At 37.8% G+C, this 21,800-nt stretch carries 20 protein-coding genes; 8 read left to right on the top strand and 12 right to left on the bottom strand.

Annotated features, from left to right (window positions below; genetic code table 11):
• Window positions 1–155: 155 nt before the first annotated feature.
• From SD427_RS15960 to groES, 4 genes are all read right to left on the bottom strand, one after another.
• On the bottom strand, window positions 156–1,511 hold the full coding sequence (locus SD427_RS15960; RefSeq protein ID WP_320558788.1) for a EutP/PduV family microcompartment system protein: 1,356 nt from the start codon (window positions 1,509–1,511) through the stop codon (window positions 156–158).
• 83 nt (window positions 1,512–1,594) lie between these two features.
• Window positions 1,595–3,220 (bottom strand): chaperonin GroEL, encoded by a 1,626-nt coding sequence (groL, locus tag SD427_RS15955; protein WP_320558787.1) that lies wholly within the window; start codon window positions 3,218–3,220, stop codon window positions 1,595–1,597.
• A gap of 53 nt (window positions 3,221–3,273) precedes the next feature.
• Complete coding sequence (locus SD427_RS15950) at window positions 3,274–3,633, bottom strand: four helix bundle protein (protein ID WP_320558786.1); 360 nt, start codon at window positions 3,631–3,633, stop codon at window positions 3,274–3,276.
• Window positions 3,634–3,667: 34 nt separating this feature from the next.
• A complete protein-coding gene (groES, locus tag SD427_RS15945; protein WP_320558785.1) occupies window positions 3,668–3,946 on the bottom strand; it encodes a co-chaperone GroES in 279 nt (92 codons plus the stop codon).
• 211 nt (window positions 3,947–4,157) lie between these two features.
• Here groES and SD427_RS15940 point away from each other — a divergent pair, with 211 nt between their 5' ends.
• The gene (locus SD427_RS15940; protein ID WP_320558784.1) at window positions 4,158–4,712 is read left to right on the top strand and encodes a hypothetical protein; all 555 of its coding nucleotides are present in this window, start codon (window positions 4,158–4,160) and stop codon (window positions 4,710–4,712) included.
• 42 nt (window positions 4,713–4,754) lie between these two features.
• On the opposite strand, the gene SD427_RS15935 is transcribed toward SD427_RS15940, so the two are convergent.
• Both SD427_RS15935 and SD427_RS15930 read right to left on the bottom strand, forming a co-directional pair.
• The gene (locus tag SD427_RS15935; protein ID WP_320558783.1) at window positions 4,755–7,142 is read right to left on the bottom strand and encodes a M1 family metallopeptidase; all 2,388 of its coding nucleotides are present in this window, start codon (window positions 7,140–7,142) and stop codon (window positions 4,755–4,757) included.
• 68 nt (window positions 7,143–7,210) lie between these two features.
• Window positions 7,211–7,789, bottom strand: a complete 579-nt coding sequence (locus SD427_RS15930) for a HupE/UreJ family protein (RefSeq protein ID WP_320558782.1) — start codon at window positions 7,787–7,789, stop codon at window positions 7,211–7,213.
• 65 nt (window positions 7,790–7,854) lie between these two features.
• Between SD427_RS15930 and SD427_RS15925 the strand changes: the two genes are divergently transcribed.
• The 3 genes from SD427_RS15925 to SD427_RS15915 are packed head-to-tail and all read left to right on the top strand — an operon-like array spanning window position 7,855 to window position 8,872.
• Window positions 7,855–8,097: a hypothetical protein gene (locus tag SD427_RS15925; protein WP_320558781.1), complete on the top strand. Its 243-nt coding sequence runs from the start codon at window positions 7,855–7,857 to the stop codon at window positions 8,095–8,097.
• Window positions 8,073–8,372 (top strand): hypothetical protein, encoded by a 300-nt coding sequence (locus SD427_RS15920; protein WP_320558780.1) that lies wholly within the window; start codon window positions 8,073–8,075, stop codon window positions 8,370–8,372. The genes SD427_RS15925 and SD427_RS15920 overlap by 25 nt, the downstream gene beginning before the upstream one ends.
• On the top strand, window positions 8,372–8,872 hold the full coding sequence (locus tag SD427_RS15915; protein ID WP_320558779.1) for a DUF6702 family protein: 501 nt from the start codon (window positions 8,372–8,374) through the stop codon (window positions 8,870–8,872). The genes SD427_RS15920 and SD427_RS15915 overlap by 1 nt, the downstream gene beginning before the upstream one ends.
• On the opposite strand, the gene SD427_RS15910 is transcribed toward SD427_RS15915, so the two are convergent.
• The 4 genes from SD427_RS15910 to radA are packed head-to-tail and all read right to left on the bottom strand — an operon-like array spanning window position 8,869 to window position 12,202.
• Window positions 8,869–9,462 carry an ACP phosphodiesterase gene (locus tag SD427_RS15910; RefSeq protein ID WP_320558778.1) on the bottom strand — a complete coding sequence of 198 codons (594 nt, stop codon included), beginning with the start codon at window positions 9,460–9,462 and terminating at the stop codon, window positions 8,869–8,871. The genes SD427_RS15915 and SD427_RS15910 overlap by 4 nt on opposite strands.
• Window positions 9,459–10,166 carry a VanW family protein gene (locus tag SD427_RS15905; RefSeq protein WP_320558777.1) on the bottom strand — a complete coding sequence of 236 codons (708 nt, stop codon included), beginning with the start codon at window positions 10,164–10,166 and terminating at the stop codon, window positions 9,459–9,461. The genes SD427_RS15910 and SD427_RS15905 overlap by 4 nt, the downstream gene beginning before the upstream one ends.
• Window positions 10,163–10,831, bottom strand: a complete 669-nt coding sequence (locus tag SD427_RS15900) for a class I SAM-dependent DNA methyltransferase (protein WP_320558776.1) — start codon at window positions 10,829–10,831, stop codon at window positions 10,163–10,165. The genes SD427_RS15905 and SD427_RS15900 overlap by 4 nt, the downstream gene beginning before the upstream one ends.
• A 21-nt stretch (window positions 10,832–10,852) precedes the next feature.
• A complete protein-coding gene (radA, locus tag SD427_RS15895; RefSeq protein WP_320558775.1) occupies window positions 10,853–12,202 on the bottom strand; it encodes a DNA repair protein RadA in 1,350 nt (449 codons plus the stop codon).
• A gap of 125 nt (window positions 12,203–12,327) precedes the next feature.
• On the opposite strand from radA, the gene SD427_RS15890 reads away from it, so the two are divergent.
• Window positions 12,328–12,897: a YceI family protein gene (locus SD427_RS15890; protein WP_320558774.1), complete on the top strand. Its 570-nt coding sequence runs from the start codon at window positions 12,328–12,330 to the stop codon at window positions 12,895–12,897.
• A gap of 84 nt (window positions 12,898–12,981) precedes the next feature.
• Here SD427_RS15890 and SD427_RS15885 read toward each other — a convergent pair whose 3' ends face one another.
• On the bottom strand, window positions 12,982–13,773 hold the full coding sequence (locus SD427_RS15885; RefSeq protein WP_320558773.1) for a phosphatase PAP2 family protein: 792 nt from the start codon (window positions 13,771–13,773) through the stop codon (window positions 12,982–12,984).
• 458 nt (window positions 13,774–14,231) lie between these two features.
• Here SD427_RS15885 and SD427_RS15880 point away from each other — a divergent pair, with 458 nt between their 5' ends.
• Both SD427_RS15880 and yidC read left to right on the top strand, forming a co-directional pair.
• Window positions 14,232–15,845: a CTP synthase gene (locus SD427_RS15880; RefSeq protein ID WP_320558772.1), complete on the top strand. Its 1,614-nt coding sequence runs from the start codon at window positions 14,232–14,234 to the stop codon at window positions 15,843–15,845.
• Between the two features lie 182 nt (window positions 15,846–16,027).
• Window positions 16,028–17,821: a membrane protein insertase YidC gene (gene yidC, locus SD427_RS15875; protein ID WP_320558771.1), complete on the top strand. Its 1,794-nt coding sequence runs from the start codon at window positions 16,028–16,030 to the stop codon at window positions 17,819–17,821.
• Between the two features lie 262 nt (window positions 17,822–18,083).
• Here the strand turns inward: yidC and SD427_RS15870 are convergent, their stop codons facing one another.
• On the bottom strand, window positions 18,084–18,668 hold the full coding sequence (locus SD427_RS15870) for a ribonuclease HII (RefSeq protein ID WP_320558770.1): 585 nt from the start codon (window positions 18,666–18,668) through the stop codon (window positions 18,084–18,086).
• A 119-nt stretch (window positions 18,669–18,787) separates the two neighbouring features.
• On the opposite strand from SD427_RS15870, the gene SD427_RS15865 reads away from it, so the two are divergent.
• Complete coding sequence (locus SD427_RS15865) at window positions 18,788–21,793, top strand: SusC/RagA family TonB-linked outer membrane protein (protein ID WP_320558769.1); 3,006 nt, start codon at window positions 18,788–18,790, stop codon at window positions 21,791–21,793.
• Window positions 21,794–21,800: the final 7 nt, after the last annotated feature.

Below are 21,800 nucleotides of genomic sequence, written 5' to 3'. Positions count from 1 at the left end.
AAAAAATCTGCGGTTGAGGTAAAATATTCCGGTTTGTTTGTAATAAACAAGCAATAATATTTTTATTTGTGCTCACGTCAGGTTTATAAGGTATTTGTTTTTTTTGAAAGGCACGAGCGGGACGCTCGCACTAGCATGGGGAATTCATATAAAATCTAAAAATCTTCAATATCGCTAAATTCATCACCAAAATCTAATATGAAAGCTTTTTTAGCTAAATTCAGTTCAATTTTTAAGATATTTTTAAATTCTTCTCTAAAATCTTCTGATTTAAAGCTACTATTAGTAATATTAACATCTTTTTTAAGAACACATTGTATATAAGCTTTTATAAATGGATTTGAAAAATAATATCTATTTGAATTTTCATTGAATCGTAAAACTTCTGATCTTAAAGGAGAACAGAATTCATCCATATATTTTTTTAAATTATTTCCAATATAAGAAGGATCTATTACTTGAATAATTTCTTTAACTTCTAAAATTGAAAAATTTTCTTTGTCAACCTGAATGATTGCATTTAATAAATCTAATGGGTTTTCATTTTTTCTTTTATGAATAATTTTAGTAGCATGTTCATAAATAATTTTAAATGAATCAGAACTTTCTTCTAAGAATTCTTCCATTGCTTCATTAAAAGTATTTGATAAAATACTTTTTTTAATTGACTGAGTTTCTTTTATATTATTTAATTCACACATAAGTAAACATAAATTATGTGTAACAGCTGGTAGACCACTAGAATATGTACTAATTCTATTTTTAATAGCATCGTCAAATTCAATATTTAAATATTTTTCGCCATTAGAGATTATTCTTTTCAAATTTTGAATATCCATTAATGGTACTTCTAATTCTGCAATTCTATTTCGCATTTCAGGATCATACTGAACTACTTCTCTTGCAGAATTTACTGCCCCTAAAGCAACAATTTTCAATTTATTATAATCAGTCGAAGAATCCATAAAAACTTTCATGATTTGAGCCATTTGTTTTTTATGACTTTCCTCAATTTTGTGAAAATCCTCTATAACCCAGCATAAATTCTTAGCACCTATGTACTTAGCTAAATTTTGAGGAGTTATTGGTAATTCTACTGCACGTTTATGTGATATTTTCGTCTCAGACTTACTTTCATCCTTTATACCAGCTTTAATTAACCAAAAAGAGATATTTAAATCAAAGCTACCACTATCAGATTTGCTTTTACTTTTTTCAATTGGATAATAAACATCTAATTGATTAAATGCATCTAATATGATATCATTTATGGTCATTCCAGTTATACAATTAGTTTTGATATATTTTATCTGAGATTCTTTGAGCTTGTTTGTTAAAAGAGTAGTTTTACCAACACCTGAATATCCATATAAAATTATCTGTTTTCCAGGAGTTTTTAAAGCTCTTTCCAATCTTCTATTGATCTCATTTCTTTCAACAAATGTTATATCAGCAGGTTGACTAGGGGTAAAAATTTCGAGTAAATTATAAATAGTTTTTTCTTCTTTCATGTTATTATAGTTAGTACTCAAATATAACAAAAACCGCTCTACAAAAAGCAGAACGGTTTTAAATTTATCTGTATCGGTTAAGACTACATCATTCCCGGCATTCCGCCACCCATTGGCATGGCTGGTTCGTCTTTCTTCACTTCAGTGATTACACATTCCGTAGTAAGAAGCATTCCTGAAACGGAAGCTGCATTTTCAAGGGCAACTCTGGTTACTTTTGTAGGGTCGATGATTCCTGCTTCAAGCATGTTGACATACTCGTCGGTTTTTGCATTGTACCCGAAATCAGCAGTTCCTTCCGCTACTTTCGCTACGATTACGGAACCCTCACCGCCTGCGTTGGCAACGATTTGTCTCAACGGCTCTTCGATCGCTCTTTTTACGATTTTGATCCCTGTTGTTTCGTCTGCATTAATCCCTTGAAGATTGGTTAAAGCATCGATGGCTCTTACCAAAGCAACACCGCCACCGGCAACAATACCTTCCTCAACGGCAGCTCTTGTTGCATTTAATGCATCATCCACTCTGTCTTTTTTCTCTTTCATTTCCACTTCAGAAGCTGCACCTACGTACAATACGGCAACACCGCCGGCTAATTTAGCCAGTCTTTCCTGAAGTTTCTCTCTGTCGTAATCAGAAGTCGTGGTTTCCATCTGCGCTTTGATCTGGCTTACTCGGCCTTTGATCTTGCTTTCTTCACCGCCACCGTTTACAATAGTGGTGTTATCTTTGTCAATGGTTACTTTTTCAGCCGTTCCCAGCATATCCATGGTAATGTTTTCCATGGTGAAGCCCTGTTCTTCAGAAACTACGGTACCGCCTGTTAAGATCGCGATATCTTCAAGCATCGCTTTTCTTCTGTCCCCGAATCCAGGAGCTTTTACCGCAGCAATTTTAAGAGAACCTCTTAATTTATTTACCACCAAAGTAGCCAAAGCTTCGCCTTCCACTTCTTCAGAGATGATCAATAAAGATTTTCCTCCCTGTGCAATCGGTTCAAGAACCGGAAGCAATTCTTTCATGGAAGAGATTTTTTTCTCTACCAAAAGGATGTACGGGTTTTCTACCTCAGCCACCATTTTCTCAGGATTTGTCACGAAATAAGGCGACTGGTACCCTCTGTCAAACTGCATCCCTTCTACAACGTCTACCGTTGTATCGATTCCTTTTGCTTCTTCTACCGTGATTACCCCTTCTTTACCTACTTTCCCGAACGCTTCAGCGATCAAAGATCCGATGGTTTCGTCGTTGTTTGCAGAGACGGAAGCTACCTGCTTCACCATTTCCGTAGAATCTCCTACTTCTTTAGACTGCTCTTTAAGATTAGCCACCACTGCCGTTACCGCTTTGTCGATCCCTCTTTTCAGATCCATTGGGTTTGCCCCTGCTGCAACGTTCTTAAGGCCTTCTCTTACGATAGCCTGTGCCAGAACGGTAGCGGTAGTGGTACCGTCTCCTGCGATATCATTGGTTTTGGAAGCTACTTCTTTTACCATCTGCGCTCCCATGTTTTCCACACGGTCTTCAAGTTCGATTTCTTTTGCTACGGAAACCCCATCCTTAGTTACGTGGGGAGCCCCGAAAGATTTTTCAATCACTACGTTTCTCCCTTTTGGGCCTAACGTAACTTTTACTGCATTTGCCAATGCATCAACCCCTCTTTTTAAAGCGTCTCTAGACTCGATATCGAATTTTATTTCTTTTGCCATAATTTTTAGCTTTAAGCTTTAGGCGGTAAGCAGTAAGCTTTGCCCGCAAGCTGTTAATTATTATTTAATAATTTTTTTCTAAGTTGTATAAGTTTTTGTCTGATCAAGTTCAGTTTAGGATTAAGGCTGGCCAGCTGGTCTTCGGAAGTGAAACCTAAATCATAAGCAAGTAAAAGTAAATATTCGGTTTCATTTGTTGAACCAATACTTATTTCTAAAAATCTTGCAAATTCTTTGTCCGTAGATCTTCCGCAGCCTTCAGCAATGTTTGTGGGAATAGAGATTGATGCTCTCCTGATTTGAGAAGTCAATCCAAAAAGTTCTGATTTTGGAAAGTTTTCAGAAATGAGATAAATTTCCTTTACAAGTTCATGGGAAATTTTCCAGGTATCATATCTTTTATAGTCTCTCATAGCCTATTGCTTATAGCCTACTGCCTACTGCCCTTTACCCAATAATTCCTAAAAGATCACTTTCTTTCACAATTAAATAATCTTTTCCGTCCAGTTTTAATTCAGAACCTGAATATTTACCGTAAAGAACTTTGTCACCTACCTGTACCGTCGTAGGCTCGTCTTTTTTACCGGGACCCGCTGCTACCACGGTGCCTTCCTGTGGTTTTTCTTTTGCCGTGTCCGGAATAATAATACCTGAAGCGGTTTTAGTTTCTGCAGCGATCGGCTCGATCAAAACTCTGTCTGCTAATGGTTTAAAGTTTACTGACATAATATGTTTAATGTTTTAATTATTCTGTCTTGTAATTGGCTAAATGTATGCCATCACCGGTCTTTGTCTGAAATGGCAGAATTTTTACAGGCTAATGTGAAATTTTGGCAGATATTTGTTTGATCCGGGAATTGAAATAAATTGATGCAAAGGCCTTTTTTATTTGGAATTAAATGATATTTTTGCAGAATAATTAAGAAAACTGAGTTAAATGAGAAAAATTTTACTATTAGCTGCAATCAGCTTCTGCGGTACCGCTGTGTATGCCCAGAATATGGAAGAACCGGAATTTATCGGCGAATGCTTAATGCTGAAGCCGGATCACAGTACGGTGCTGTTGGAAAAACATGCCACACAAACCCGTTCTGCCATGAATGCGGGAATGGTGATTACCGGTTTTGGAAGTATAAGATCCAAACTGCAGATCGACGGCTGCTGTTCTGCTACAAAAGTAAAGTCAGGAGATGACATCCAGTTCATCGTAAGGGCTGTAGACAACAACACGGATCCGATGGCAATCATCAAAATTTTTGAGTTCGATTCCAACAAAAAATTCAGAAGAGCGGAGATGGCTTCCGTTAATACTTTTGGAACTACGAAAACGAATAAGCTGCATTATCTTGCTTTCACAGGAAAAAAATACGGGGAGAGCTCATACCTAATCACTTTAAAGGACAAGCCTCCGGGAGAATACGGAATTACGGTAACCAACCCTAATTCACTGGATGAGAAAAGTACCATTATCGCAACGTTCTCTATTCTTTAAAAATAAAAAACGGCCATTGAAATCAATGAGCCGTTTTTTTTATTAATTTTTCTTCCCTGCCGCCTGCATCGGGTTGACCCTGCCGCTGGAGGCACCTCTTGTGCTTCCGGCTTCTTTCTGCTTAAAGAGATCGAATTTAGAAACCTGGGTATTTCCGCCGTCGCTGCTCCAGAAATTGTTTGAAGTGTCAATATCAGCGGTTTCCCTCATCGGATCCAGCTGGATGGATTTCAGTTTTTTGTCGAAATAATAGGTCTTGGATGCCTTCTGCTCATTCAGTCTCCAGATCTGTGCAGAGGACTTATCCGTTGATTTGGTTCCGTCCTCAAAGGTGAACTCAAGGATCACCGGCATTACCAGCCCGCCTTTATTGGTAAAGTCAATCTGATAGGCCGTAAGGTTTTTAAATTTATCCTTTTCCTTTTGCGTTAACGGTTCGGTACCCTCAGATTTGAAGATGTATTCCTTGGTATTGTCTACTTTTTCCTGGCCTCTGTCATACCGGTAATAAAAATCCTGGGCTTCTTTGTCTTTATCTACGTAGAAGGTAATGTTTTTATCCGTTCTGTTCCTGATTTTAGAGATGTCTTCAAAATCATTCTGGGCAGGTTTGTCTACTTTATATTTTATCTCTTTAGTTTCCCTCGGGGCGGTATTTAAATCAGGGGCTGCAATGGTTACTTTGTCAATAGCGATGTCTACAGGATCCGTCCCGTAGAACCAGCCTCTCCAGAACCAGTCCAGGTCTTCACCGCTTGCGTCTTCCATGGTGCGGAAGAAATCAGCAGGTTCAGGATGCCTGAATGCCCACCTTTTGGCATAGGTTTTAAATGCTTTATCAAAAAGTTCGCGCCCCATAATGGTTTCACGGAGGATATTTAACCCTGTTGCCGGTTTTGAATAGGCATTCGGGCCGAACTGAATAATGTTTTCCGAGTTTGACATGATGGGTTCCAACTGGTCTTTCGGAAGCTTCATATAGTCTGTAATCGTCCAGGCCGGTCCTCTTTTGGATGGGAATTTATTGTCCCAGCGTTCTTCCGTAAGGTATTCCACAAATGTATTCAGGCCTTCATCCATCCAGCTCCACTGCCTTTCGTCTGAGTTGATGATCATCGGGAAGAAGTTGTGTCCTACTTCGTGGATCACCACGCCCAGCATCCCGTTTTTGATGCCTTCGGAATAGGTTCCGTCTTTTTCCGTTCTTCCGTAGTTGAAGCAGATCATCGGATATTCCATGCCGTTGGCTGCTTCTACCGATTGGGCAACCGGGTAAGGGTACGGAATTGTAAATTCCGAATAGGTTTTGATGGTGTGCGCTACGGCTTTTGTTGAATATTTACGGTATAAGTTATACGCTTCTTTTGGATAAAAGCTCATGGCCATTACCTTATTGTTGTTTTCAGGAATGGTAACGCCCATTCCGTCCCATACGAATTTTCTCGAAGACGTCCATGCAAAGTCCCGTACGTCATTGGCTTCGAAATTCCAGGTTTTTCTCTGTTTTGAATGGTTTTTTTCCGCTTTTCTGGCTTCATCCAGCGTCACAATCTCAACCGGCTCTGCTGCTGTTCTGGATTTATTATATCTCGCCAGCTGGTCAGGTGTCAATACCTGATCGTAGTTTTTACATTCGCCGGTTCCGCCTACCACATGGTCTGCAGGAACGTTCATGGAAACTTTAAAGTTCCCGAAAACCAGGGCAAATTCCCCGCGTCCGGTAAACTGGTGGTTCTGCCATCCGTGGAAATCGCTGTACACGCACATTCTCGGATACCACTGGGTCATGGTATACAGGTCGTTTCCGTCTTCAGCAAAGTTTTCATATCCGCCTCGGCCGCCCATTTTTATCCGGTTCGGGATATTGTAGTTCCAGTCGATTTTAAAAACAAGCTTATCTCCCTTTTTCAGGACTTTAGGCAGGTCAATACGCATCATGGTTTTATTGACGGTATATTTCAGAGGCGTTCCGGAAGCATCCGTTACTTTTTCAAGGTTCACGCCGTATCCGTTATCTGAAAGGGGCAATTCTGTCGGGCGCAGCTGCTGATCGTTGGATGCTTTCGGAAGGGTAGAGGAGGAAGGGAAATCCGCTTTTTTTACCGTCGACTGCTGGTTTTCGTCCAGCTGGAGCCAGATGTAATCCAGCTCATCCGGGGAATTGTTATAGTAAGTGATGGTTTCAGAACCTTTAAGGTTTCTTTTATCTTCATCAAGATATGCCGTAATATTGTAATCGGCTCTGTTCTGCCAGTAGCCGTGGCCCGGTGCTCCCGAAGCGGTTCTGTAAATATTTGGCGTAGGAAGGATGGTGCCCAGCTGTTCAAACCTGTTTCCGTGGTTGCTCCCCGGATTGTTCTGAATATTTTGTGCGGTGAAACCTGTATACGCAAATACAGAAAGGGAAAGTATGGCAACTTTTAATTTCATAACCGAAATTGTTTTAAGGATTTTCAAATATAATAATAAGTAGCTGAAAAGCCGGAAAAGTTTCAGCCTTAAAAAGGAATTCTTTCCAGCGTCATTTTTAATGATAAGGCAAAGACCCCTGAAGAAACAAAAAGTACCCAGTCTTTCTGGTTGACTTTAAAAACCTTAAGCAGGATAAACAGCAGGATTAAAATACCGAAAACAATGGCAATCTGCCCTAATTCCAGTCCGATATTGAAGCCCAGAAGCGGAACGGCAATACCCTGGCTCTTGGCAATCATCACCCTGGCGGTATTGGCAAAGCCCATCCCGTGGATCAGCCCGAAAACCAGGGCCAGGTAATAATTGGCTTTCATCAGCGTCTGCTTTTTATTTTTCATCAGGATGTTATCCAGTGAGGTAATGACAATGGTCAGCGGAATCAGGAATTCCACCCAAGCGGAATTGATCCTGACGATATCAAAAATACTCAGTGCGAGGGTAATGGAATGCCCGATGGTAAAAGCCGTAACCAGAATCAAGATTTTCTTCAGGTCATTAAAGGAATATACGGCAATTAAAGCCAGTACAAACAGCTGATGGTCCAGTGCATCCAGCGAAATAATATGTTCCCAGCCCAGGTTGAGGTAAAATAAAAAGTCCTGCATTGTTAAATTATTTTTCGAAATGCGATGATACAAAATTTATTTTAACTTTGTATAAAATCAAATTGATGAACCTTACAATAGAAATAGAAAACCAGGATGATTACCCCTTTATTAAAAAGCTTCTGGAAAGTTTAAAAGGAGTAAAAATTATCAATGCAGAATATGAAACTGTAGAAGGGCTACCTGTACATGTTTTTGAAAGGATTGAAGAATATGGAGCGAGTTTAAAGGATGAAGACCTTATTTCAAAAGAAGCGTTTTTTAAATATATTGACGGGGAAATATGCAGGTTGAATTCTCAAAAATAGCAAGGGAAACTTTATCGGATCATATCGCTTTTCTAGAAATTACCTGGACTTACCGGGAGATCAGAATTTTTCTTGAAGATGTACAGAGAATCGTAACCGATTTAGAGAAAGGGTATTATCAGCAATTTCAAAAATCGACAAAAAATACGCGAAGTGTTTTAATCGGTAAAAAACATGTAAGAATGTTCTTCAGAACAGAAGCCAAAGAAAGGATCATTGTTCTGCTTTTCTTTGACATGAGACAGGATCCGCAAAAAATAATTGATTTACTATAATGAAAAAAATATTTTTCCTGTTATTTCCCTTACTACTGCTTTGCTCTTTTACGAAAGCAAAACATCCTTATCATGTAGGATCAGTGGAGATTAACTATAACCCGAAGTCCAAAACTTTTGAAGTAACAGGACGTTTTTTTCTGGACGACCTTGAGAACGGACTGAATGAAAAATACGGGAAATCACTTCATTTTAATGATCCGAAATTTAAGGCACCGCTTCAGGAGGTATTTAAAAATTATGCTGCTGAATACTTTAAGCTTAAATCCAACAATACATTTCTCAAAGTAAACTTCATCGGTTATGAAGAAGACCATGAATCGGTAAATATTTATCTGGAATCTGAAAAAATTGACAGCCCCAAAAAGGTGGAAGCAGCCGTAAGCATTCTCTATAACCTGTTTGACGACCAGATGAATATTGTCCACATCATTGTCAACGGAGAAAGAAAAAGTGAAAGACTGACGTATCCAAACCGTTATTTATTCCAACAATTTTAGTTTTCCAGCTGTAAAAGTGCATTGATTCCTTTGGCATGTTCCAGCAGATCAGGAAAAAAATCGTCATAGCATTTTTGGAGCATATCTTTATGGTCCAGGAAAGCCTCAAATACAGGAATATCTTTATCTAAATATTTTGCCTTGTTCAGTACATTCCGCATGCTGAATTTGATATTCTGGTCGTAACGGTAATGGTAAAGCCAGTCGTCCTGTTCCATTTTTTCAAGCATCCTTCGGAAATTTTCAGGGAGAAATTCATAATGTTCATTCAGGACGCGGTAGACTTTCCGTGAATGGTCTTTCCAGCCTTTCAGTGAGTTTAAATGTAAATCATTGGCTACAAAATAATCCATTGCTACATCTACGAATGCTCCGGCATATAACCTTACCAGCGGTGCAAATGCTTTTTTGGCTTCATGGATCGCCGAATGGGAATCTGTGAACGTGTCAACGGCCCGGTGCAGAATGATTCCGTCCTGGATATCTTTCGGGAAAGAATACCGGTCTTTGTTCCGGATAAAATCTTCGAGGAACTGCCCGACAATCTGCCCGTCAGTGAAAGATAAAAAGGAATGGGCTAAATAATTCATAAACGAATATAGAAATTTTTAGTCAGAATCCTATTGTTACCAAGTGTTTCTACCCAAACTCCTCTTCCCGTTTCTGAATATTTAAAATCAATGGGTATTTTAAAGATTTCTTCTGAAGAGATCAAGCTAATCGTAAGTTCATTATTACTAACCAGACATTTTAATTGAACAGGAAATGAAAACGGATTCTGTATCTGCAGGTCTTTATAGCCATAGACAACCGTACAGTCCGATCCTAAAGGAGTAAAACGCTCATACTCTTTATAAATATCAATGGAATGATTAAATCTCTCAATGATTTTTAAACCAGACTGTAAAGCAAGAAAATATAAAATGGAAGAAAACTGACAGATTCCGCCTCCGAAATCACTTGAAATATTGTTGTTAATCAAATTTCTTCCTTCTTTAAAGCCATTGTTTTCAGTAGGTCTTCCAATCAACTTCCAGAAAGAAAAAACTTCATTGGGATTAATAATAAGATTGTTTATTTTTTCTCCGACAATTTTTAAATTATGAATTTTATTCTCATGAAACTCACTTTTTTTAATAATTTGGCGAAGTTCAATCTCATGTTTTCCAATTTTATCCAGGTTGTAATTTTTCGAGTAACAATATTGGTTTTTTCTTTCATCAAAATATCTTTGCAATAGTTTCAACTGCATTTTCCAATGATAGGGGAGCCATTTTCTTAACTGATGTTTCATCTCTTTTCCAAAATAGCAATGTGATAAGAAGCCCAGTTTTTTAGAAATGTTTTACACAATAAAATATCCAGAGGAAGAAAAAATTTTCTAAGGCTTTTAGGAATTCTGTGAATCGGGAACAGTAAAATTCCGGTCGTATTTTCTATTTTCCATCTTTTTTCGGATATTTCAGAAATCTCTTTTGGTGTAAAGCAGTTACTTGCATGCCAATCTTCCTGCGGAGAAACAACTTTCTGCCTTCTTTTAGTTGGATAATCGAAAATTAAAGTTCCTTTTTTATTCAGTTTCGAATAACATTCATTTAGAAAAGCTTCCGTTTCTTTTATGTTTTGATGCATGATTACATGAAAACAGAAAATACAGTTAAATTCATCTGCAAAGGGAATTTTTGAAATTTTACCTTTTAATAAAATTTTTCCGGAATGCTTTTTCCTGGCCATATCCAGCATTTCTTCACTGAAATCTGCTCCATGGGTTGCAAAATCCAGCAAGCGGCCAGTACCGCATCCCAGATCAAGAACTTTTGAATATTTTTTATCTTTGAAAAAAGACATCAGGAAATTTTTTTCCTGCCGATCGATATATTGACCGTAGGAATTCCCAAACCGGTTTTCATCATACGTTTTCGCAAGGTTGTTGTAATAATCCAGAATACCGGTTTTCATTATGGTACATTTGTGTGTTTGTTAAAAAAGCCTTTCGTGAAAATCCTCAATTTTGCTCACTTCTTCAATCTTGATCCCGAATTTCTTCTTCGGAAGTTTATTTAGATTGGAAATAAAAATCTTTTCATAGCCTAACTTTTCCGCTTCGGTAATCCGCTGTTCGGCCTGTGCGATCGGCCTGATTTCACCGCTCAGCCCGATTTCCCCTGCAAAACAGTAATGCTCGGAAATGGCAATGTCTTCATTGGAAGAAAGGATAGAGGCCACTACGGCCAGGTCCAGTGCCGGGTCATCGGTTTTAATTCCCCCGGTGATATTTAAGAAAACATCTTTTGCACCCAATTGGAAACCTGCTCTTTTTTCCAGGACTGCCAAAAGCATATTCAGCCTTTTTGCATCAAATCCTGTAGAGCTTCTTTGTGGCGTACCATAGACGGCCGTACTCACCAGTGCCTGGATTTCCAAAAGCATCGGCCGGTTGCCTTCCAAAGTAACGGCAACGGAGTTTCCGGAAAGTTCCTCGAATTTTTTAGTAATTAAGATTTCGGAAGGGTTTTTAATTTCCTTTAAACCCTGGGAAACCATTTCATAGATCCCGATTTCGGCAGTAGACCCGAAACGGTTCTTGTTGGCTCTTAATAAACGGAAAAGGTGGTTCCTGTCGCCATCAAAGTTCAGTACAACATCCACCATGTGTTCCAGGACTTTCGGTCCGGCAATCTGTCCGTCTTTGGTGATATGGCCGACCAGAAAGACCGGGACATTGTTTTCTTTGGCGTATTTGATGATTTCATTGGAACATTCCCTGATCTGGGAAACGGTTCCCGGTGAGCTCTCAATCAGCTGTGACTGCAGGGTTTGTATAGAATCGATGATGACGAAGTCCGGCTCCAGCTTTTTCGCTTCGTGAAGGATTTTTTCCAGCGAAGTTTCCGTAAAAAGAAAGCAGTTAGGGTTCTGGATATCCGTCAACCGGTCGGCTCTCATCTTGATTTGCGAGGCACTTTCTTCCCCGGAAACATAGAAGATTTTTTTCTTCATTTTCAGGGCTAACTGAAGAAGCAAAGTTGATTTACCGATTCCCGGCTCGCCGCCGATTAAGGTAACGGAACCTAATACAATTCCGCCTCCCAGTACCCGGTTCAGTTCCTCGGAAGGGGTTTTGATTCTCGGTTCTTCACTGGTTTCAACCTCAATGATGTTGATTACGTTTTGTTTTAATTTTGAAAACGGCGGTGTTTTGGATGAGGTCTTTTCAACGACTTCTTCCACCAAGGTATTCCATTCTCCACAGTTCTTGCATTGTCCCATCCACTGGGAGTACTGGGTTCCGCAGTTCTGACAGAAATATGCAGTTCTTAATTTTGCCATACTGTAAAATTATGAAAAAACTCAGCATCAAAGAATTTAAATAAATGATAAAACTACCATAGGTCAATGCCCAGTCATTATAATCAGTATACCTTTGTCTAAGATTAATTTAAAAAATATATACAATGAAAAAAGTATTCTTAACTTTTGTATTTGCACTTTTAAGTATTGTTGGTTTTGCACAGACCATCTGGCAGACAGACACGATGCATTCTTCCATAAATTTCAATATCAAGCATATGGGGATCAGCTTTGTCCAGGGAAGCTTTGATAAATTTGAAGGAAAAGCCGTAACGAAAGCCAATACTCTTGACAACGCACAGCTTTCTTTCGTCGTGGATGTAAACTCCGTCAACACAGCTGTTGAAATGAGGGATAAGCATTTGAAAAGTGCAGATTTTTTTGACAGTGAAAAGTTTCCGACCATGACATTCGAATCCAGTTCTTTAACAAAGGGTAAAAATAATATGTATACCTTAAAAGGGAAACTGACGATTAAAGATGTTTCTAAAGAAGTAAGTGTTCCGGTAACTTTTGGCGGGGTAACAAAGAACCAGCAGGGAAAAGAAGTAATGGGCTTCCAGGCTGTATTTAAAGTAAACCGTCTGGATTATAATATCAAATATGATCCTACGGGTGCAGGCGTAGCTAAAGATGTTGATGTTAATGTATATTTTGAGCTGATCAAGCAATAGGAATTTTCATATATAATTTGGTTTGGTAAAGGTTTTCAATATTTTGGAAACCTTTTTTTGTTATAAGCAGAAATGATGGGGCTGCTATTTTATTGAAATCCCTCCATTCTTTTTCTGATAATAGTAACCCACAATAATCATTGCCAATGCAGGTAAGAAAAGTATCAACCCTGCATTTCCGATGTATTTGCTGAGTAATAAGGCAGCCGAAAGGAAAATCCACCCTGATAAAAAATAATAATTGGCCATCCGGGAATTCCGGTATTCAGGATCATTTTTGTAGTAAGGAATGATAATAAAGCTGATGTGTGCAAGAATGGCTCCGGTTAAAATATCAATCAGATGATGCTGATAAGTGGTCAATGTCGAAACTCCCAGAAGAATCAGCCAGACCATCAGGAAACTGCGCCGCCACTTTGAAAGATCTTTAAACACGGACCAGAATATAAAGGCAAAAGCAATATGCAGCGACGGGGATTGGTTGAAAGGTGAGTCAAATGTTTTTAAAAACGAAAAAGGCAGTCCCAAAATAACACTGGAAACTTCAGGTTTTGCAAATGAAAACCGTAAAGGAACGGCAATAAAAAGTATTCCGGCTGTAATACTTACGAAAAGCATCCTCCATGTTAATATTTTTAATTGATTTTTATTTTTACATGAAAAAAATACGGTGCAGAAAAAAAGCCCGCCTGCCATGTACGGAATAATCGACAAAGGCACGAATGGAATAGATTTTTCAAAATCAAAGGTGAATGACGGCACATGGTCCAAAGAAGAAGCATACCAGGCAGCAAAATTGTAAACAGCCATGAAGACAATGGTGCAGAGTGTTAATGCAAATGCCTGCTGCCGGATTTTTAATTGTTTTTCATTCATTCGCATTTCTTGATATAATGATATTTAGAAATAAAGAGGGAAGACCTGACTGATTTCATTATCTCTTTTATTTTCGCAGCGAAAATAATTAATTTTTTGTCATTTAATCGCCTTTGAAATAATTTTTGTGCCAGTTAAAAATGGTTTTTTATTTAATAACCTGGATCGATTGCAGTTAGGGAAATCACAAAAGGTTCAGGGCTCCGCGCGCAGTAGAATAAAGCAGACGGTAACCTGACAGGCCGTAAATTTATTTTTTGTAAAAAATTAATGTTACAGGATCGGGCAGCAGCGGTTAACCTGGCCTTAAATTATCCTGGTTTTTTGCGTTTTGGTAAAATCAAACAGAGGTAAAAAGTTTCTTTATATTCAGGAAAGAATTGCTATTTATCAAATTGATAAATCTAAAAAATTGCTTTGTCTTTCTTTTTCCCATAACTTTGCACAAACCTAATCTAATGAGTAAAAAGAATACAAAGTACATCTTTGTGACAGGAGGTGTAACTTCATCTTTGGGGAAAGGAATCGTTTCTGCTTCTCTGGGACTTCTGCTAAAATCACGCGGCTTTAACGTAACGATCCAGAAATTGGATCCTTATATTAATATTGACCCGGGAACACTGAACCCTTATGAACACGGAGAATGCTATGTAACCGAAGATGGTGCGGAAACAGATCTGGATTTAGGCCATTATGAGCGTTACCTTGACGCCCCCACCTCCCAAAACAACAATGTTACCACAGGGAAAATTTACCAGACGGTTATTGAAAAAGAAAGAAAAGGAGACTTCCTCGGGAAAACCGTTCAGGTTATTCCTCATATTACCAATGAAATTAAAAGGAGAATTAAAATCCTGTCCAAACAGAACTACGATATCATCATTACTGAAATCGGCGGAACGGTAGGGGACATTGAATCTCTGCCTTACATCGAAACGGTCCGACAGCTGAAATGGGAGCTGGGTGAGAAGAATTCTATGGTGATCCACCTTACCTTATTACCTTACCTTGCTTCAAGCGGGGAATTAAAGACAAAACCTTCACAGCACTCTGTCCGCCAGCTGATGGAAAGCGGAATTATGGCAGATGTTCTGGTATGCAGAACAGAACACAAAATCCCGAAAGACCAGCGGGCGAAACTTGCCCAGTTTTGTAACGTTTCTTTAGACAATGTTATTGAATGTAAGGACCTTGAAACAATTTATGAAGTTCCGATGTATCTTCAGAAGCAGAACTTCGATGATGTGGTTTTAAAGGAACTGGATCTGAAAAGTGATAAGGAAGCTGATCTTAAAGACTGGAAAACATTCCTTAAAAAATTCCAGAACCCGAAACGAACGATAGAAATCGCATTGGTAGGAAAATATATTTCCCTTCAGGATTCCTATATTTCCATTGCGGAGGCTTTCAAACATGCCGGAGCCGACCTGGAGACTGAAGTAAAGATCAGATGGGTATACAGCGGCGACTTAACCAGTGAAAATATCAAAGAAACTTTAGCAGGCGTAAACGGGATTCTAGTGGCTCCGGGCTTTGGAGATCGGGGGATTGAAGGAAAGATCCTTACGGCCCAATATGCAAGGGAAAATAAGGTTCCGATGCTTGGGATCTGCCTGGGAATGCAGATTATGACGATTGAATTTGCCAGAAATGTTTTAGGGTATTCAAAAGCCAACTCCATGGAATTCGATACTTCTACGGAACATCCGGTAATTTCATTGATGGAAGAACAGAAAAACGTAGTGGACAAAGGCGGTACCATGCGTCTCGGGGCATGGAAATGTTCCCTGAAAAACGGTTCTGCACTGAATGATATCTACGGAAGCAAAAATATTACGGAAAGGCACCGTCACCGGTATGAATTCAACAGTGATTATATGGGTGAATTTGAAATGAACGGCTTCCTGGCAACAGGAACTAATCCGGAAACAGGTTTGGTAGAAGCATTGGAAATGCCGAACCATCCGTTCTATGTCGGGGTTCAGTATCACCCGGAATACAAGAGTACGGTAGCAACACCGCATCCGCTGTTCAGGGCTTTTATCAAAGCATGCGGGAAAGAAGTAAAGTAATTGTAAGATTACAGCGTTATATATAATATACTCAGGCTGATCATGATCAGTCTGGGTTTATTATATAGTAACAGATTATAGTATAGAGTTTTGATAAAAAAACAGTATTTTTGTCGACTCAAAATATATAACCATATGTTTGTTATATATTATTTAACAGGTAAAATTTTAATTAAGATAAAATGCAACAGAACAACGGACTCGATAAAAGTCAAATGATTAGTTTTGCGGTTTTATGTTTGGTTCTTTTTGGTTTCATGTTTTATTTTCAGAACAAGCAATCGAAAGAAGAAGAGGTAAAAGCTCAGCAACAGAAAACCGAACAGGCTAAAAATCCTGTAAAACCAACTCAGGCAAGCAATATCAATCCAAATGTAACCCCCGGTGCGATCCAGACCGCTCGTCTTTCCAATAAAGAACTGAACATTGAGTTTGCCGGTTTAGGTGGCCAGGTTTCCAAAGTGGAACTTGCAGAATACAAAGCATACGATCATAAAACAGATAAAGCAGACCTTCCGCTTTTACTGATCACTAAAAACAATTCCGACTACGGGTTCCAGTTTAAAGATAAAACAGGAAAAGTAATCAATACCAAAGATTTGGTTTTTGCTCCGGCTGTTAACGGCAATGCAGTAACAATGACTGCTGATTATAACGGAGCTGTCATTCAGTTTGTATATACATTGCTGGATAAATACAGACTGGATTTCAAAGTAAGAACACAGGGGCTTGCAAAAGTAACCGCTGATACCAAGGCTGACTTTATCTGGAACTATAATGTAAGAAACCTGGAAAAGGGAAGGGCTCAGGAACAGTCTCACTCAGAATTTTCTTATGCCTTCAATAATTACAAGGATTATGATTATGACGGAAGGACTACCATGGAGGAAGAAAAAGAGACATTGAACTGGATCGGTGTAAAACAGCAGTTCTTTACTTCTGTTATCGAGGCTAAAAGCGGATTTACCCAAAGTAAGGGAAACCAGGAAAATATTGAAGAGGGAGAATATCTGAAAAAGCTGAATTATGAAGGTTTTGTTCAGATGACCGGAAATGAACTGAATCAGGATTTTACCTGGTATTTTATGCCGCTGGATTTACCGTTACTAAAATCGTACGATAAAAACTTTGACGAAATATTGCCATTGGGCTGGTCTTTCATCGGATGGATGAACAGGGGATTCTTTATTCCTATTTATAACTTCATTTCCTCATGGGGTGTAACAGCCGGCTGGGCGATTTTCTTATTGACCATTCTGGTTAAATTGATCTTATCACCGATCATGTACAAGCAACATAAGTTGAGTGCGATGATGAGGGTGATCCGTCCTGAAATTGATGAAGCCAATGCTAAATTAAAAGATGCTGATGCGATGAAAAAGCAGCAGGCTACTATGGAAATCTACAGAAAAGCCGGCGTCAACCAGATGGCAGGGTGTTTACCAGCACTGGTACAGATTCCTATTTTCTACGCCTTGTTCCGTTTCTTCCCGAATTTTATCGATTTGAGAGGGCAGGGCTTCTGGTTTGCAAAGGATCTGACGGCTTATGACGACCTGATTAAACTGCCGTTCAAAGTTCCTTTCTTAGGAGATCATTTAAGTGTGTTCGCTATTGCATGTACCATTGTTATTTTAATTTATACCATCATGACTTCCGGAAATATGCAGCAGCCCCAGCAGGAAGGCATGCCGAACATGAAGGTACTGATGTATATTTTCCCGGTTACGTTCCTGTTCTTCCTGAACACTTCCGCATCCGGATTATCATGGTATTATTTTGTATCCAATGCGATTAATATTCTGATTATTCTAGTCATTAAATATGTCATTCTTGATGAGAAGAAAATTCATGCCCAGATTCAGGCCAATAAGGAAAAGCCAAAGACTGAAGGTAAATTTCAGAAACGCATGAGGGAGATGATGGAGAAAGCTCAGGAACAGCAGAAATACCAGGAGCAGAAAAAGAAAAAATAATAATTAGTTTTATCATAAAACATAAAGAGAAGCCTCACAGCTTCTCTTTTTATTTGTAGCTTTAACAAGGTATGTAGAGCCTGTTTAGGAATTATACTTTTACATTTCTGAAGCAGATTTAAATCTTATTCTGGAATGTGCTCGCAGATTAGCCGGTTTCATTATATTCGGATCTGCGCAATCGCCTTGGTCTGTGAAAACGTATCTTTTCAGCTGCATTTAAATGAACTTTCAATATAATTAATAATTTCTTTCCTTTTTGTTAATCATATTTTAACCTGAAAGACTGGCGGTGGTGTTTTGTAGGTCCGAATTTTATGAGCGCTTCCTGATGTTTTTTAGTGGCGTAACCAAAGTTGGTATCCCACCCGTATTCCGGGTGCTCATCATGGAGTTCAATCATCAACCTGTCCCTGTAGTTTTTCGCCAATATGGAAGCAGCTGCAATCGATAGGACTTTTGCATCTCCTTTAATAATACATTCATAAGGAATATAATTATAAGGATGGAATCTGTTACCGTCTACTAAAATCAGTTCAGGCCTTATGGTTAGTTTATCAAGCGCCTGATGCATTGCATGAATGCTGGCATTGAGGATATTATGCTGATCAATAAAACAGGGAGGCAGTTCAGCAATAGCATAATCTTTAACATGGTCTTTAATATATTGGTCAATACTCAGTCTGGTTTTAAAATTCAGTTTTTTTGAATCATTAACCAAATTTTGGTTAAAATTGTCATCAAGTATCACGGCAGCAGCTACCACAGGCCCGCATAAACACCCCCTGCCTACCTCATCACACCCTGCTTCAACGTAAAAATTTGACCATTTTTTTAACAAATCCATAATTATGGTATATATAAAAATATAAAAACATGTAAAATTAAATATTTTTAACAAAAAATTTGGTTACTTTAAGAAAGTTTTACATATTTGCAGATAATAAAAAAATAATCAATTTAAATATGAAGAAATTAACTACAAGTGTGTTAGCTGTAGTTCTTACTGCGTCTTTTGGGATAGTAAGCGCACAACAAACACAAAGTGACACTTTGAGAACTCAAGATATTCGTGAGGTTGTTGTTACGGGAGCTCTTGGTATTAAAAAAAGACAAGATGCTGTCGTTTCAAGTAACAAAGTTGTAGGAGACAAAGAATTAAACCAAGCAGCCAGTCAAAGTATAAGTCAAGCTCTTATTAGTAAGGTTTCTGGTTTACAAATTAATACTACAAATAGCGGTGTAAACCCTACTACAAAAATTATATTAAGGGGCTTTAGATCAATAAGTGGTGATACTAATCCGTTAGTAGTAATTGATGGTGTTGTGGCAACTATGAATGTCTTTAATCAATTACCTCCTGACATTGTTGAAAATATTAACGTTATTAAAGGTCAACAAGGTGCTGCACTATATGGTTCATTAGGTAGTAATGGGGTTTTGGTTGTTACTACAAAAAGAGGTACTAGGTCTGAGCGTATTTCTGTAAACTTAAGTTCATCTGTAGAATTTACCAATTCATATAAGTTACCAATTAGACAAAGACTATTTGGCCAAGGGTATCCTGGTGAGGCTGATTATTCTGATGTTGATTATGGTGGGACAAATTGGGTACCATATGAAAATACTGCTTGGGGACCAGCTTTTAATGATCCAAATATTGGAGGTCAGTTGATTGAAGTAGGATTACCACAAGCTAATGGTGAATTTCTTAGAACTACTTATAGTGCTAAAAAAGGAGATAATATTAGAAACTTTTTTGATACAGGGATACAGTTTAAAAACGGATTCAATGTAAGCACAGGAGGTGCAGATTCGTATACTTTTTTATCGTATGATAGATTAGAAAATGAATTTATTGTTCCAGGAGATAAACTAAAAAGGAATACAGTATTCTTTAAAGGAGGTAAGAAGATTGGAAAGTTCAGAATGGATGGAAATGTCAGTATAATTGACCAATCTACACATCAAACCAATGGTAATCTTTACGCGCAGCTTTTACAGACACCTACCAACGTAGATATTAGAGATTTTAGAAATTCTGGATTTGCGGGTAACTATACTTCTTTTGCATATAATCCCTATGCTTTAAGAGATATTTCAAGAGGAGATAGTAGACTTACTTCTTCAACTGGTATTATATCATTAGGTTATGAATTTAATGATCATATTAGTCTTACTTATAATGGTAGTTTGTATATGGCAGGACAAGAGGTTGAAAATCATACAGATGCATTTAATTCAAATGAAATAATAATTAATGCGCCAGGTACAGGTATTGATGGTGCAACTTTAAGACAATTAGGAGTAGCTGCAATTACATCAGCCTACAATAAGCAAAGTTCTAGGGTTAGAAATTTTTATGGAGATTTAATTTTAAATTTTAAGTACGACTTAACAAATGATATAAATTTTTCTGCAAATATTGGAAATAATATAACAGATAACTTTTCATCTACTACGTCTGCAGGAGGAACAAATTTAAGAATTCCATATTTCTACAATATTTCGAATGTCGTTAATCCTACTCCAGCTTATAATTTAAATAATACATATATACGTTCAAGACAATATGCATTTTTTGCCAACGTAGATTTAGGATTAAAAGATTATTTATTTGTTAACTTAACGGGAAGAATTGAGCAATCTTCCAGATTAAGTGCAAGACCAACGGGAACTACTGATTTTTCAAATAAGGGAATTCCTTATTATTCAGGTGGTGTATCCTTCATTCCGACAAAAGCATTTGATGGGTTAAAAGATAATAGTGTATTAAATTACCTGAAAATAAGTGGAAGTTACACTGTAACTGGTAATGCTGTAATTGGTGCCTATGATAATGATGAAGTAGGAGTTTTCCCTACAGGGTATCCATTATTAAATTCATCTTTTTTGCTTAACAAAAATCCTACTAATCAATTTATTAAACCAGAAGCAAATAAAACTCTGGAGGGAAATATATTTTTGGGATTCTTAAAAGATAGGATAACTATTGAAGGTTCTGCATTCCAAACTGATACTGATGATCTAATTACTGGTAGTACTACTTCTGCTACCACAGGAATTGTATCTTTAACTAACAATATCGGAAATATTAGAAATTCTGGTTTTGAGGTTGATTTAGGTATTACTCCTTTTAAATCAGAAAACTTTGAATGGTCGTTAAGAGGCTCATATTCAAAATATGAATCATTAGTTAAAGATTTAGGTCCAGGTGTTGATGAGGTTGGTTTGACTCAAGACGCATATGGAATTCCTGCAGGTGTTTTTGCTGTTAAAGGTGAGAGGTTCCCTGTTATAAAAGGTATTAAATATGAGAGAGACCCTAATGGTAATATCATAGTAGATCAAACTGGTTTACCTGTAACTAATTCAAAATATCAAATTTTAGGTAAAGTTACTCCAGATTATATTTTAGGGTTTTCAACTAATGTTAGATATAAAGGTTTAACTTTAGCAGTAACTGCTGATTACAGGACTGGAAATAGCTTTATTTCAGATACAAAAAGCTTATTAGGTTTTGCAGGTGCATTAGAAAAAACAGTTGAGTTTGATCGCGCTCAAGGATATGTTATTCCAGGATCTGTACAAAATACAGGAACGGCAACTAATCCTATTTATACACCTAATACAACAACTGTGGGAGATGATCCATCTTATGCAGGAACTGCAAATTATTTTTCAGGTGCATATCAAACTAGTGTCGGTGAAGAATTTGTAGTAGATGGTACAGCTCTTAAGATTAGAGAAATTTCGTTAGCTTATCAGATACCTAAATCTGTATTAGGCAGTACTTTTGTAAGATCTTTATCAGTTGGAGTATATGCAAGAAATGCTTTTGCATGGTATGCAAAATCTAATCGTAATTTTGCAGATCCTGAAACTTCAAATGGTGGAGTTGGAGGTATTGCTGTCACAAGTCAATATCCGACTACAAGAACATTTGGATTCAGCTTGAATGCTTCTTTTTAATAATTAA

Source organism: Chryseobacterium sp. JJR-5R (genome assembly GCF_034047335.1).
GTDB lineage: Bacteria > Bacteroidota > Bacteroidia > Flavobacteriales > Weeksellaceae > Chryseobacterium.
Note: the sequence above shows the minus strand (reverse complement) of the source record. Positions and strands in the feature narration are given on the sequence as shown.

What these genes read in the sequence shown, in the direction of transcription:
- SD427_RS15925 (WP_320558781.1), top strand. Translation starts at nt 7,855, where the DNA reads ATGAACCTTACAATAGAAATAGAAAACCAGGATGATTACCCCTTTATT.
- yidC (WP_320558771.1), top strand. Translation starts at nt 16,028, where the DNA reads ATGCAACAGAACAACGGACTCGATAAAAGTCAAATGATTAGTTTTGCG.
- SD427_RS15900 (WP_320558776.1), bottom strand. Translation starts at nt 10,831, where the DNA reads ATGAAAACCGGTATTCTGGATTATTACAACAACCTTGCGAAAACGTAT.
- SD427_RS15950 (WP_320558786.1), bottom strand. Translation starts at nt 3,633, where the DNA reads ATGAGAGACTATAAAAGATATGATACCTGGAAAATTTCCCATGAACTT.
- radA (WP_320558775.1), bottom strand. Translation starts at nt 12,202, where the DNA reads ATGGCAAAATTAAGAACTGCATATTTCTGTCAGAACTGCGGAACCCAG.
- SD427_RS15905 (WP_320558777.1), bottom strand. Translation starts at nt 10,166, where the DNA reads ATGAAACATCAGTTAAGAAAATGGCTCCCCTATCATTGGAAAATGCAG.
- SD427_RS15865 (WP_320558769.1), top strand. Translation starts at nt 18,788, where the DNA reads ATGAAGAAATTAACTACAAGTGTGTTAGCTGTAGTTCTTACTGCGTCT.
- SD427_RS15920 (WP_320558780.1), top strand. Translation starts at nt 8,073, where the DNA reads ATGCAGGTTGAATTCTCAAAAATAGCAAGGGAAACTTTATCGGATCAT.
- SD427_RS15885 (WP_320558773.1), bottom strand. Translation starts at nt 13,773, where the DNA reads ATGAATGAAAAACAATTAAAAATCCGGCAGCAGGCATTTGCATTAACA.
- groL (WP_320558787.1), bottom strand. Translation starts at nt 3,220, where the DNA reads ATGGCAAAAGAAATAAAATTCGATATCGAGTCTAGAGACGCTTTAAAA.
- SD427_RS15880 (WP_320558772.1), top strand. Translation starts at nt 14,232, where the DNA reads ATGAGTAAAAAGAATACAAAGTACATCTTTGTGACAGGAGGTGTAACT.
- groES (WP_320558785.1), bottom strand. Translation starts at nt 3,946, where the DNA reads ATGTCAGTAAACTTTAAACCATTAGCAGACAGAGTTTTGATCGAGCCG.
- SD427_RS15960 (WP_320558788.1), bottom strand. Translation starts at nt 1,511, where the DNA reads ATGAAAGAAGAAAAAACTATTTATAATTTACTCGAAATTTTTACCCCT.
- SD427_RS15935 (WP_320558783.1), bottom strand. Translation starts at nt 7,142, where the DNA reads ATGAAATTAAAAGTTGCCATACTTTCCCTTTCTGTATTTGCGTATACA.
- SD427_RS15870 (WP_320558770.1), bottom strand. Translation starts at nt 18,668, where the DNA reads ATGGATTTGTTAAAAAAATGGTCAAATTTTTACGTTGAAGCAGGGTGT.
- SD427_RS15915 (WP_320558779.1), top strand. Translation starts at nt 8,372, where the DNA reads ATGAAAAAAATATTTTTCCTGTTATTTCCCTTACTACTGCTTTGCTCT.
- SD427_RS15910 (WP_320558778.1), bottom strand. Translation starts at nt 9,462, where the DNA reads ATGAATTATTTAGCCCATTCCTTTTTATCTTTCACTGACGGGCAGATT.
- SD427_RS15940 (WP_320558784.1), top strand. Translation starts at nt 4,158, where the DNA reads ATGAGAAAAATTTTACTATTAGCTGCAATCAGCTTCTGCGGTACCGCT.
- SD427_RS15890 (WP_320558774.1), top strand. Translation starts at nt 12,328, where the DNA reads ATGAAAAAAGTATTCTTAACTTTTGTATTTGCACTTTTAAGTATTGTT.
- SD427_RS15930 (WP_320558782.1), bottom strand. Translation starts at nt 7,789, where the DNA reads ATGCAGGACTTTTTATTTTACCTCAACCTGGGCTGGGAACATATTATT.